Here is a 12,090-nt window from a genome sequence, read left to right as displayed (position 1 = left end):
TCCCCGCCCTGCCCCGGGAGGCAGCCCCATGCGCGCCGATGCCCGCCGCAACCGCGACCGCCTGCTCGCCGAGGCCGAGGCCGTGTTCCGCGAGCGGGGCTCCGACGCCTCGCTCGAAGCCGTCGCCCGCCGCGCGGGCGTCGCCATCGGCACCCTCTACGGCCACTTCCCCACCCGCAAAGCCCTGCTCGAAGCGCTGCTCCGGGATCGCCAGGACGCGGTCTTCCGGCTCGGCGACCGGCTGCGCGACGCCGACAGGACCGGCGCGGCCCTCGCCGAGTGGATCACCGCCGTGACCGAGCACGCCGCGACCTACCGCGGGCTGGCCGCCCAGCTGCTCGGCAGCCTCGACGACGAGACCTCGGAGCTGAACGCGGCCTGCCGGCGCATGAGCGAGGCAGGGCAGCACCTCGTCGCCCGCGCCACCGCGGCGGGCGATATCCGCCCCGACACGACGGCCGACGACGTCTTCGCCCTGATCAGCGCCGCGGCCTGGCTGCGCGACCAGGTGCCGCCCGCACAGGCCGACCGGCTGCTCACGTACATGATCGACGGCCTGGCGCGCGGCTGACCGCTCCCCCGTCCGCGGCCGTTTCGTACAAGCCCGCGTCCGGCCGCCGCGGCTAGCTTGACGAGGGTGAGTGCAACGGGACCGACCGGACATGTCTTCCGCCCCGGCGACGAGGGCTACGACGCTGAACGCACGGGTTTCAACCTCGCCGTCGACCACCGCCCCGCCTACGTCGTCGGCGCGGGCGGCTCCGAGGACGTCGTCGGCGCCGTCCGCCGGGCGGCCGACCGCGGCCTCGGCATCGGCGTCCTCGCCACCGGCCACGGGCCCTCCGTACCGGCCGGCGAGGACACGGTGCTGATCACCACGGGCCGGATGACCGGCGTCACCGTCGACCCGGGCGCCCGCACGGCCCGCGTGGGCGCCGGCGCGCGCTGGCACCACGTCATCGAGGCCACCGCGCCCTACGGCCTGGCGCCGCTGAACGGGTCGAGCCCGCACGTCGGCGCCGTCGGCTACACGCTCGGCGGCGGCGCGGGGCTGCTCGGCCGCCGCTACGGCTACGCCGCGGACCACGTGCGCAGCCTGGACCTCGTGCCCGCGGACGGCACCCCGAGAACGGTGACCGCCGACACCTGCCCCTCGCTGTTCTGGGCCCTGCGCGGCGCGGGCAAGGGGAACTTCGGCGTGGTCACCGCCATGGAGATCGCGCTGTTCCCCGTGGCCCGCCTCTACGGCGGCGGCCTGTACTTCCCGGCCGGGCTGTGCGCCGACGCGCTGCACGCCTGGGCCGAGTGGACGCGGGACCTGCCCGAGGAGATGGCCTCCTCCGTACTGCTGATGGCCTACCCGGACGTGCCCGAGGTGCCGGGCCCGCTGCGCGGCCACCACGTGACGCACCTGCGCATCGCCTGGTCGGGGCCGCCCGCCGAGGGCGAACCCCTCGTCGCGCCGCTGCGCGCCGTCGGCACCCCGCTGCTCGACACCGTCTCGGACATGCCCTACCGGGACGTCGGCGCCATCCACCACGAGCCGACCGCGTCCGCCGCCGCCCACGACCGCGGCACCCTGCTGACCGGTCTGCCCCCGGCCGCCGTCGACACCCTGCTGGCCACCGCCGGGCCCGCGGCGCGGGCGCCGTTCGTCACCGAACTGCGCCACTTCGGCGGGGCCTACGCCCGCCCGCCCCGCGTGCCCAACGCGGTCGGGCACCGCACGGCCGCGTTCTCCCTGTACACCGGGGCCGATCCGGCCGCGGGCGACGCGCCCGACCGGCTGCACGTGTCGATGCGGCCCTGGAGCGGCGGCTCGTTCCTCAACTTCCTCGGCAGCGGCGAGACCGAGGCGTCCCGGCTGCCCGCCGCGTTCGACCCGGGCGACTACGCGCGGCTGACCGAGCTGAAGCGCACCTACGATCCGGCGAACGTCTTCCGCGTCAACCACAACATCCCGCCGGGCGGCGCGCTCAGCCCTTGAGGAACGCGGCGATCACCGGGGCCAGCTCCTCGGGCGCCACCTCGTGGAAATGCCCCGGCAGCGCCCGCAGCAGCGCGCCCGGCACGGCGTCCGCCAGGGCGCGCGCCGAGGCCGCGAGGCCCGCGCTGGTGTCCTCGCTGCGCAGCACGAGCGCCGGGACCGCGACCGACGCGTACCGGCCGGGGAGGGCCGCGCCGGTCACCGTCAGGTCGTAGACCAGGGTGTGCGCGATGGCTTCGAGCCCCGGCCGGAACGGCGCTCCGCGCATCGCCGCCACCATTTCCTGCGGCACCCCGATCGAGGTCTGGAACAGCTCGACGGCCTCGCCGCGCCGGTCGTCGGCGACCAGCGCGGCCAGCCGCGGCGCCAGCTCGGCGGCGGCGTCGCCCGCGAGCCCGGGGCCCGGCAGCGGCGGCTCGAACACCGCGAGCCGGTCGATCGCCGCCCCGCGCGCCGCGGCCTCAAGCGCGAGGATGCCGCCGGAGGAGACGCCGTAGACGCGGGCGGAGCCGCCCGCCGCGGCGATCACCGCCCGCAGGTCGTCGACCTCGCGCTCCACCGCGTACGGCGCGCTGTCCCCGCTGCCGCCGCGTCCGCGCCGGTCGTAGGCGTACACGGTGAAATCCGGCGCGAGCCGCGCGGCCAGATCCGCCGAGGGGCCGAACTCGCGGTGGCACATCGCCCCGTCGACCAGCACGACGGGCGGCCCGCTGCCCGTCCTGGTGATGGCGATGCCGGTGCCGTCCGCCGAGACCGCGGTGGCTTCCATGGTGACGTCCCTCCCGTAGACACACTGCCTCGGAGGGTGGACCGCGGCGGCGGGCGGGACTCATCGGTCGGCACCGGAACTTCAGGACGCGTCGCGGTAGGCGTGCGGGGCCACGCCGGTCAGCCGCCGGAACACGCGGCTGAAGTAGGCGCGGTCGTGGAAGCCGACGGCCCTGGCCACCGTCTGCACGCTGTCGTCGCTGCGCTGGAGGCGTTCCTTCGCCTGCCTGATGCGCAGGCGCGTCAGGTACTCCCAGAGCGTCACGCCGATCTCGCGGTGGAAGAGGCGCCCGAGGTGGTCCTCGCTGACGCCCGCGGCCTGCGCGATCTGCCAGCGCGTCAGGCGGTGCCGGTAGTGCTGCTCGATGCAGGCCAGGGCGTGGCGCACCGGCGCCGGATCGGCCGCGCGCGGCGCGCGGGCCGTCATCGCGGCGAGCAGCCGGACCAGTTCAGGACCGGTGAGGATGTCGCGGCCGAGCAGCACAAGGCCCGGGTGCGGGTCGGCGCGGCGGGCGTCCGCCGCCGTGAAGCCCTGGTCGCCGATCATCAGCGCGGGCGTGCCCGGCAGCCGTTCGACGAGATCGAAGCCGTCCATGTCCGGCAGCGCCCGGTTGACGATCAGCAGCCCCGGCGCCTCCTCCGCGATCAGCGCCAGCGCCGCCGTTCCGTCGGCCGCGGCCCTGACCTGGTGCTCGGGCAGCAGCCTGCGGAACTCCTCGCGCCGGGCCGCCGAGCCGTCCGCGACCACCACGGGCGCGCCGAGGCCCGAGGGCTTCAGCGCGCGCAGCGCGTGGTCGAGCGCCTCGCCCGCGGCCTCGCCGTAGAGCAGGAACGGGGTGTGCCGCAGCGCCGGGTGGTCGTGGAGGCGGCGGACGGCCGACCACTCGTGCGCCGTCGCCTGCCCGGTGTCCCAGGCCACGGCCGCCGGGCCCGGCGGTGCGAGCAGCGCGGCCAGGTCGTCGTCCGGGTGCAGCCGGTGCAGGTCGAGCCCGTGGTCCCGGGCCAGGGTGGCGAACTCGGCGGGCACGGCGCCGTCCGCCGCCACCAGCAGCGTGCGGCCCGCCGGGCGGGGCGCGGGCGGTTCGGCCGGGGTGGGCAGCGGCAGCGTGAGGTGGAAGCCGCTGCCGCCCGGACCGCGGTGCGGGGCGAGGGTGCCGCCGTGCAGGACGGCGAGGCGGCGGGCGATGGCCAGGCCGAGCCGGGTGCCGGGCGCGCCGGTCGCGAACGGGTGGAACAGCTGGTCGTCCTCCGCGGCCGGCAGCGCCAGGTCGGGGCTGGTGACCAGGACGGTGAGCCGGGCCGGCCCCACCCGGACGGTGAGCCGGGTGCGTTCCCCGGCCGCGACGGTCAGCAGGTTGTGCAGGATCTGCCGCAGCCGCCCCGGGTCGGCGAGGACGGCGGGCAGGCGGCGCGGCAGGTGCAGCCGCCCGCCGCTGTCCGCGGCCCGCAGCGCCTCGGCGAGCAGCGGGCGCGGGTCGGTCAGGCGGCGGCGCAGGGCCAGCGCGTCGATCTCGGAACGGGACAGGTCGAGCAGGTCGTCGATGAGCCGCAGCAGCCGGCCCGCGTCCTCGTGGGCGGCGTCGCCGGGCCGGGTGTGGGCGAGTATCGCCTCGACGGGGGTGCGGAGTTCGTCGGTGGCGTTGTCCAGCAGCCGCGTCTTGAAGCGGCTGGCCCGCTCGGCCGCGTCGCGGGCCCGCCGCACCTCGGTGAACAGCCGCACCCCGCCGAGGGCGGCGCTGATCTGGTCGCCGAGCGCCCGGTACAGGGCGCCGTTGCGGGCCGCGCCCTCCTGCGGGCCGGCGTCGAAGACGGCGTGGCCTAGGCGTTCCTCGCCGAGGTGCAGGGGTTCGAGAACGGCGGTGAACCGGTGGTCCGCGGGCAGCAGCCCGCCCGCCGCCCGCCCGGCGGGCGGCTCCTCGCCGGCGATGGCCAGGCGGCAGCCGGGGACGCCGAGCGCCGGCAGGTGCCGGTCGAGCGCGTCGGTGAGGCCCGCGGTGTCGGTCACGGCCGTCAGCGCGGTGGCCAGTTCGCGCAGTCTGCGGTCCTGCTGCTCGTTGGTCCAGCGCTCGTATTCGAGCAGCCGGTGGGATTTGTCGGCCACCATCAGCCTCGCCTGCCCGAGCAGCCGTTCGACGCGAACGGCCGCCCGCGCGCCGGGGTCTGCGCCGGAGCCTGCGCCGGGGCCTGCGCCGGGGTCCGCTCCCGGGTCCGCGCCGGGGTCCGCGCCCGCGCGCTCCCGGAGCAGGGCGCGGTCGAGGGCGGCGGCGTCCTCGAACGTGTGCACGTGGTCGGCGATATGCCGTTCCATCGCGTTGAGGAACGCGGCGCCCGGCCGGGTCAGCGCGGCGGCCAGGTCCGCCGCCAGCGGCGGCCCCTCCGGCGGCGGCGCGTTGTCCTCGCCCTGGCTGACCAGCGGCGAGTGGCAGCCGCACGAGCGGCGCGTGACGAGCGTGCCCGGCACGACGCGGCGCGCGGGCGGGGCGTTGCCGCGCAGCCGGGCGAGGAGGGTGTCCACGGCGAGGGAGCCGAGTTCGGCGAACGGCAGCGAGACCGAGGTCAGCGGCGGGTCGCTGATCCGCGCCTCCAGCGAGTCGTTGAAGCCGATCACCGCGATGTCGTCGGGGACGCGGATGCCGCGCCCGGCGAGGAAGCGCAGCGCGTCCGCGGCGAGCACGTCGCTGCACGCGACGACGGCGTCGAAGTCGCGTCCTGGCCGCAGCCCGCGCACGTCGAGCAGAACGCCCATGGCGGTGGCGCCCGCGCCCGCGGCGTAGTCGAGGGAGGCGGAGACCAGCGAGTGGTCGCGCGGCAGGCGGTAGCGGGTGAGGGCGTCGGCGTAGGCGCGGAACCGGTCGCGGGAGACCGGGTTGGCGAGCGGGCCGCGCAGGCAGGCGAGGCGGCGGCGGCCGTGGTGTTCGACGAGGTGGCCGACGGCGTCGCGCATTCCGGCGTAGGAGTCGAGGCGCAGCGTTTCGTGGCCGGTCAGGACGCGGTTGAGGCTGACGACGTGGCGGAGCCCGCCGAGGCGGCGGGCGAGGCGGGCGGCGGCCCCGCCGGGGTCGGCGTCCTCGTCGGCCGCGGGCACGCCGAGGGTGGAGGACCAGCAGATGGCGCCGTCGAGGCGGGCGGCGTCGATGAGGTCGTACACGGCGTTGCGCGGGTCGCCGCCGCCGGGGCGCAGGGCGTTGCCGGGGAAGCAGACGACGTTGACGTCCTCGCGTTCCGCGGCGTCGAGCACCCCGGACCACAGGGTGGCGCCCACGCCCAGGTGGATGTTGGCCGTGACCAGGCCGACCGTGAGTCGCCGTTCCTGGCCTGGCCCGCGTTCCGCCATGGGGGCCGCCTCGCTCCTCGCACGACGCCGGGGGTGGCGTGGACGATAGCGGCGGTGCGGCGCGGCGACAAGAGCCGGCGTCGCGGCAGTGCCGCGACGCCGGCCCTCGGCTCTGGCGTGCCGGGTCAGATGTTCCCGACGCCCGCGCCGCCGGTCACGATCGACTTGACGTCAGTCGCCGCGTCCGGGGTGTAGCTGTAGGGGATGTCGGAGACGGAGCCGCCGGTCTCGCCCTCGCTGGAGTTCTCGTAGTGGTTGTCGACGGCCACCAGGCTGCCGGGACCCGAGTCGCCCTCGCCGAGGTGGTACGGGTCGTCGGTGTTCTCGAAGTAGTTGGCCTCGACGAGCACCCCGGCGTCCTCGGTGGACGCGACACCGTAGCTGCCGATGTCGTTGTAGTAGTTGTTGTACACGTGCACCGGGTCGCCGAAGCGGACGCGCGGGTTGCGCTGGTTGACGCTGTCGAACCAGTTGTGGTGGTACGTGACGTTCAGCCGGCCGACGTCCTCGGAGGCGTTGTCGTCGTCGTGCCCGAGAAGCATGTTCTTGTCCGAGTCGTAGGTGTGGTTCCACGACACGGTGATGTCCGTCGACGCGCGCTTGATGTCCAGGGCGCCGTCGTTCGGGTTGGTGAAGTCGTTGTGGTCGATCCAGACGTTCGTCGAGTACTGGACGTTGATGCCGTCGTCGTTCGAGTTGGCGAACACCAGGTTCTGGATGATCACGTTGTCGGCGTCGGCGACGTGCAGGCCGCTGCCGTCGAAGCCGCTGCCGGAGCCGACGCCGATGATGGTCTTGTCCGACGACACGTCGGCCATGTCGTCGAGCTGAATGGTGCCGTCCACCTCGATCTGGAGCGGCCCGTCGCTCGACGCGGCCTCGATGAACGCGTCGGCGTCGGACACGGTGACCGTGTCGCCGCCGAAGGTGGCCGCGGCGGCCGTGACGGCCACGGCGCTGGCCAGCTTGAATCGTGCGCTCGTCCTGCGCATGGGATTCTCCGTCCGGTGTGGGGGGTGTGGGGGGGGTGGGGTGTTGGGGGTGTTGGGGGGAAAGACAGAGACCGGTGCCGGCCGGCTTCGGCGTGGCCTCGATGCTAGGCCGGGACCTGTGGACGATGCCGGGCCGCGTGTGGACTATTGCGTCCGGATGGGTCTTCGGGGGGCTTCGGGACAGGTGCACACTGGAGGCATGTGCCGAAGCATCAAGACGCTCCGCCCGCCGGCGACGCCCGAGGTCAGTGACGACGACATCCGCGCCGCCGCGCTCCAGTACGTGCGCAAGGTGTCGGGGTTCAGGGCGCCCGCGGCGCACAACCGCGAGGTGTTCGACGAGGCGGTGGACGCGGTGACCGAGGCGACCCGGCACCTGCTCGCCAACCTGACCGTCCGCGGCTCCACCCCCCGGTAGCGCCCGGCGGCACGAGGGCCGCGTTGTGCCATGCTCGTACCGGACTACAGGACTACCGGACTACCGGACAGCAGAGCTTCAGGGGCGCACGTGTTCGACGACCTGTTCGGGCGGGAGCACGCGGCCGGCGTGCTCCGCTCTCAGATCGCCAGGGCCGTGGCGAGTCACGGCGGTCTCGTGCTGGTCGCCGGCGAGGCGGGCATCGGCAAGACCGCGCTGGTGACCGGCGCGGCCGAGGAGGCCAGGGCGCGGGGCGCCCTCGTGCTCGGCGGCTCCTGCTGGCACGCGGAGAACGCGCCCGGCTACTGGCCGTGGACGCAGGTGATCCGCGGACTGCGGCGCGCGGCGGCACCGCGGGAGTGGGCGGCGGCCGAGGAGGCCGCCGGCCCCGACCTGGCGGTCCTGCTCGCCGGAACAGGCGGCGCGGGCGCCGCCGAGAGCTTCGGCCTCCACGACGCGGTGACGACGGCCCTGGTCACCGCCTCGCAGCACCGGCCGGTGGTGATCGTTCTCGAGGACCTGCACTGGGCCGACACCGCGTCCCTGCGGCTGCTCCAGTTCGCGGTCCAGCACACGTGGTTCGAACGGCTGCTGCTGATCTGCACCTACCGCGACACGGAGGTCGCGCCGCCGGAACACCCGCTGCACGCGCTGATGATGCCGCTGGTCGCCAAGGCGACGACGCTGGCGCTCGCCGGTCTGAACGCGGACGAGGTCGGCGCGCTCATGGCCCGCACCGCGGGCCGGGCCCCGGGCCAGGGCCTGGCCGCCCAGGTGCACCGGCGCACCGGCGGCAACCCGTTCTTCGTCGAGCAGACCGCCCGGCTGTGGCACGGCGGCGGCGGGGTCGGCGGCATCCCGCCCGGGGTGCGGGAGGCGGTGCGGCGGCGGCTCGGGCTGCTGCCGGAGCACGTCGTCGCTCTCCTCACCGGCGCCGCGGTGCTGGGCCGGGAGTTCCACCGGCAGGTGCTCGCGGCCACCGCCGCCGCGCCGGTGCCCGAGGTGGACCGGCTCCTCGCCCACGCGGCCGCGGCCCGCCTCGTCGAGCAACGCCCCTCCGGACGCTTCGCGTTCGCGCACGATCTGGTCCGCGAGACGCTGTACGACGCGCTGGACGAGGCCGAGCAGCGGCGTCGGCACGCCGCCGTCGTCCACGCGCTCGACGGCGCGCCCGAGCTGGCCGACCGCGTGCCCCCGGCGGACCTGGCCCGGCACGCGCACCTGGCGGGCGGCGAGCTGGATCCCGCCCTCGCCGTGGAGCTGCTGCGGTCCGCCGCCGAGGAGGCCAGGGGCCGGATGGCGTTCGAGGAGTCGATCGGCCACAGCCGCAAGGCGTTCGAACTGGCCGCCGCGGTCGGCCCCCGCCGCCGCATCCTGGCCGGGCTCGACCTCGCCGGCCAGCTCGGCCACGCCGCCGACCCCACGCACGCGACCGACGTCTACGAGCAGGTGGCCGAGGAGGCCCGCCGCCTGGACGATCCGGAGCTGATGGCCCGGGTCGCGCTGTCGATGTACCAGTCGAACGGCCCGATCTTCCGCACCCGGCTCGGCCGGCTGAACACGGAGCTGCTCCAGCTCGCCCACCGGCGGCTGATCGGCGAGCCGCAGGGCAGGCCGCTGCCCGCGGGCGACGACCCGGACACGCTGGAGCGGATCGCCCGCGAGCTGAGCATCCGTTCCGCCGTGCTGGCACGGCGCGGGCACGACGAGGACGCCCTCTCGTTCAGCCTGTGGGCGCGGCACGACACCATCTGGGGCCCAGGCACCGCGGCCGAACGCGAGGCGCTGACCGCCGAGATGGCCGACATGGCGCGCCGCCGCGGCGACGCGGACCTGGAGCACTTCGCGACGGCGCTCGGCTGGGTCGCGCTCCTTGAGCAGGGCGATCCGCGCTACCTGGAGCAGTTCGACGCGTTCCTGGCCTCCGTGGAACGCATGGACCGGCCGCGCTACCACCTGTCGGCGGCCGTCGACCGGACCATCCTCGCCACTTTCCAGGGCCGGTTCGCCGAGGCGGAGGAGGCGCGGGCCCGGCTGACGGACCTGATGCGCGACGACGACCGCGAGGAGCTCGCGCTCTTCCGCAACCACATGTGCTGGGCGCTGCTCCAGGCGCAGGGCCGGTTCGCGGAGCTGGCGGAACTACAGGTGAGTTCGGGCGCGAAGGAGCACCCCCACCCGGAGCTGGTCGCGGGCATCGACGCGGCCGAGCAGGGCCAAGTGGCGGCCACGATGCGGCACTTCGACGCGGCGCGGGCCGCGAGCTATCCGCGGCATGTCGAGGCGCTGTGGCTGCGCTTCCAGGCGCAGGCCGCGGCCCTGTCCGGCGACCCGGAGCTGATCGCCGCGGCCAGGGCGAAGCTCGCGCCGCTCGCCGGGCAGTGGGCGGTGTCGATGTTCGGGTTCGACATCAGCGGCCCGTTCCTGCTGTGGTCGGGCCTGCTGGACCTCGCCGAGGAACGCTGGGACGAGGCGGTCGGGGCGTTCACCGAGGCGGCCAGGTCGGCCGACCGGCTGCTGGCCCGCCCCTGGGCGGCGCGGGCGCGGCTGCACCTGGCCCGCGCGCTGCTCGGCCGCGGCGGCGCGGGCGACGCGGAAGCGGCGCGGGTGCTGCTGCGCGAGACGGCGGAGGAGGCCACGGCCCTCGGCCTGCGGAACGTGGCGGAGCAGGCCGCGGCGGCGCTGACGGAGCCGCGGGCCGCGGCGCCGGAGCGGAACGAGTTCCGCTTCGACGGGCGCGTGTGGACGCTCCGTTACGCCGGGCGCACCGTTCACCTGCCGGACGCGAAGGGGCTGCGGGACCTGCGCCACCTGATCGGGCAGGCGGGGCAGGACATCGCCGCCGGCCGGCTGCTCGACCCGTCCGGCGAGGTGCGGGTGTTCGGCGGCGATCCGGTGCTCGACGACGAGGCGAAGGCGCGCTACCGGCAGCGTCTTGACCGGCTGGACGACGAGATCGACCGGGCGGCCGGTCGCGGCGACCCGGCGAAGGCGGCCGAGCTCGACCGCGAACGAGCCGCGCTGCTGGAGGAGTTGCGCGCCGCCGCGGGCCTCGGCGGACGCAGCAGGCGGCTCGGCGACGAGGCGGAACGCGCCAGGAAGACGGTCACCGCCCGCATCCGCGACACACTGCGCCGCCTCGACACCCACCACCCCGAACTGGCCACCCACCTCCGCGCGACCGTCTCCACCGGCACGGTATGCACCTACCACCCGCCTCCGGGCGAGGAAGCCCACTTCCGGCTGTAGGCGGCGAATCCACGGCCGGGAGCGGTGCCCCGCAGAGGGCCTGCTCGGGCGATGCGGCAACGCGGCGAGGGGTGCCGGGGCTACGACGGTGACGGGCGGTCGCGGTCGCCTACCGCCCCCTCGATCCGGCGGGCGATGCCGATGAACGCGTCGACCTCCTCCGGGCTCAGATCCCGCACGGATGCTTCCTCCAGCGTTCGCCACATCGCCGTGAGGGGCTCCCGCAGGGCGCGGCCCTTGTCGGTGAGCCGAACGACCACCGCGCGCCGGTCGTGCTCTGCCGGTTCGCGGGTGAGCAGCCCGGCGTCCTGCATCCGGCGCAGGGACTTGGAGACGGTGGAGTGGTCCAGGCCGACGCTGCCGAGGAGTTCGGACTGGGTCTGGCCGTCCTTGTCGAAGAGCTGCATCAGCAGCAGTTCCTGCCCCGGATGGAGATCCATGGCGCGGAGCATGGCGGCGGCCCGGCTCCGGTGAGCTCGGGCGAGTTGGAAGACCGCGTGGCTCAGGCGTCCCTCGCGGGCGGAGCTCGGCACCGGAGGTCCGGGATCGTTCATCGCTCATGTTCCTCGGGGTGCGTGGGCGGGGGACCGAAGTGCCGCCGCCGGGAAAGAAGACCTGGGTCGGGGAGAGCCGCCCGCCGTGCGAGCCGTGCGAGCCGTGCTGCCCGTCATCGCGGCGGGCCGACGACGATGTTGCCGTACAGCCCGGCGGCCTCCGCCAGCAGGGCCGGGGAGATTTCGAAGTCCTCGGGACGCGGCGTGGCGAGGTCCCGTCCGGCGTGGCGGAACATGCCCTCGATGCCGCCGGGCGTGGCGATCATGAGGAGGTCCGCGCGCTCGGAGGTGATGCGGTAGGAGTGCGGGATGCCGCGCGGCAGGTAGACGATCCCTCCCTCACCCAACTCGTGTTCCTCCTCGCCGCACCACACCACGGCGGTGCCCTTGACGAGCAGGAACACCTCGTCCTCGCGCGTGTGCAGATGGAACGGCGGTGCCTCGCCCCGTGGGACGTCGAACCGGCCCACGGTCAGCTTCCCTTCGGTGGCGTCCTTGCCGAGCAGCACGGAGAACGTGCCTCCGTTGAGCCATTCGAGCTTCTGCTGCTGCTCACGCTGCGCCAGATAGGCCAGGGTCATGTCGTTCTCCTCGGCGGTAGAGGACGGTCCGGGGCAGCCGGCCGCGCGGAGACCGGCCCGCCGGGACCGATTTACGTGGCCAGCCACATAAACGTATACGCCATTTGCGTGGCTGGCAACATAAACCGGAGCCCACGTTGGCCATCGCTCCCTGGGCGGCCGCGACGACACCCCGCTCCATGCGTCAACGTGTCGACCGGGCCCTGA

At 75.1% G+C, this 12,090-nt stretch carries 9 protein-coding genes; 4 read left to right on the top strand and 5 right to left on the bottom strand.

The features are described from left to right. Positions 1-28: 28 nt before the first annotated feature. Positions 29-571, top strand: coding sequence for a TetR/AcrR family transcriptional regulator (locus tag RM779_RS22260; protein WP_311619521.1), 543 nt, complete (start codon positions 29-31; stop codon positions 569-571). A gap of 66 nt (positions 572-637) precedes the next feature. After that, complete coding sequence (locus RM779_RS22255) at positions 638-1,987, top strand: FAD-binding oxidoreductase (RefSeq protein WP_311619520.1); 1,350 nt, start codon at positions 638-640, stop codon at positions 1,985-1,987. Here the strand turns inward: RM779_RS22255 and RM779_RS22250 are convergent. The 3 genes from RM779_RS22250 to RM779_RS22240 form a co-directional block, all read right to left on the bottom strand. Beyond that, entirely contained in the window at positions 1,977-2,756 is a 780-nt protein-coding gene (locus tag RM779_RS22250; RefSeq protein WP_311619519.1) for an alpha/beta fold hydrolase, read from the bottom strand. The genes RM779_RS22255 and RM779_RS22250 overlap by 11 nt on opposite strands. A gap of 81 nt (positions 2,757-2,837) precedes the next feature. Beyond that, positions 2,838-6,089 (bottom strand): substrate-binding domain-containing protein, encoded by a 3,252-nt coding sequence (locus RM779_RS22245; protein ID WP_311619518.1) that lies wholly within the window; start codon positions 6,087-6,089, stop codon positions 2,838-2,840. Between the two features lie 125 nt (positions 6,090-6,214). Beyond that, complete coding sequence (locus RM779_RS22240) at positions 6,215-7,081, bottom strand: pectate lyase family protein (RefSeq protein ID WP_311619517.1); 867 nt, start codon at positions 7,079-7,081, stop codon at positions 6,215-6,217. 199 nt (positions 7,082-7,280) lie between these two features. On the opposite strand from RM779_RS22240, the gene RM779_RS22235 reads away from it, so the two are divergent. Further along, positions 7,281-7,499, top strand: coding sequence for a DUF2277 domain-containing protein (locus RM779_RS22235; RefSeq protein WP_077060273.1), 219 nt, complete (start codon positions 7,281-7,283; stop codon positions 7,497-7,499). A gap of 90 nt (positions 7,500-7,589) precedes the next feature. After that, the gene (locus RM779_RS22230; protein WP_311619516.1) at positions 7,590-10,748 is read left to right on the top strand and encodes an ATP-binding protein; all 3,159 of its coding nucleotides are present in this window, start codon (positions 7,590-7,592) and stop codon (positions 10,746-10,748) included. A gap of 80 nt (positions 10,749-10,828) precedes the next feature. On the opposite strand, the gene RM779_RS22225 is transcribed toward RM779_RS22230, so the two are convergent. After that, positions 10,829-11,302, bottom strand: a complete 474-nt coding sequence (locus tag RM779_RS22225; RefSeq protein WP_311619515.1) for a MarR family winged helix-turn-helix transcriptional regulator — start codon at positions 11,300-11,302, stop codon at positions 10,829-10,831. A 113-nt stretch (positions 11,303-11,415) separates the two neighbouring features. Continuing rightward, on the bottom strand, positions 11,416-11,883 hold the full coding sequence (locus RM779_RS22220) for a cupin domain-containing protein (protein ID WP_311619514.1): 468 nt from the start codon (positions 11,881-11,883) through the stop codon (positions 11,416-11,418). Between the last annotated feature and the right edge of the window lie 207 nt (positions 11,884-12,090).

Origin of the sequence: Streptomyces johnsoniae (genome assembly GCF_031845565.1) — a bacterium.
In the GTDB taxonomy this organism is placed as follows: Bacteria; Actinomycetota; Actinomycetes; order Streptomycetales; family Streptomycetaceae; genus Streptomyces; species Streptomyces johnsoniae.
Note: the sequence above shows the minus strand (reverse complement) of the source record. Positions and strands in the feature narration are given on the sequence as shown.

Bases quoted from the DNA above. Each gene is read 5' to 3' on its own strand.
- RM779_RS22260 (WP_311619521.1), top strand. From the start codon at position 29: ATGCGCGCCGATGCCCGCCGCAACCGCGACCGCCTGCTCGCCGAGGCC.
- RM779_RS22250 (WP_311619519.1), bottom strand. From the start codon at position 2,756: ATGGAAGCCACCGCGGTCTCGGCGGACGGCACCGGCATCGCCATCACC.
- RM779_RS22245 (WP_311619518.1), bottom strand. From the start codon at position 6,089: ATGGCGGAACGCGGGCCAGGCCAGGAACGGCGACTCACGGTCGGCCTG.
- RM779_RS22240 (WP_311619517.1), bottom strand. From the start codon at position 7,081: ATGCGCAGGACGAGCGCACGATTCAAGCTGGCCAGCGCCGTGGCCGTC.
- RM779_RS22235 (WP_077060273.1), top strand. From the start codon at position 7,281: ATGTGCCGAAGCATCAAGACGCTCCGCCCGCCGGCGACGCCCGAGGTC.
- RM779_RS22225 (WP_311619515.1), bottom strand. From the start codon at position 11,302: ATGAACGATCCCGGACCTCCGGTGCCGAGCTCCGCCCGCGAGGGACGC.
- RM779_RS22220 (WP_311619514.1), bottom strand. From the start codon at position 11,883: ATGACCCTGGCCTATCTGGCGCAGCGTGAGCAGCAGCAGAAGCTCGAA.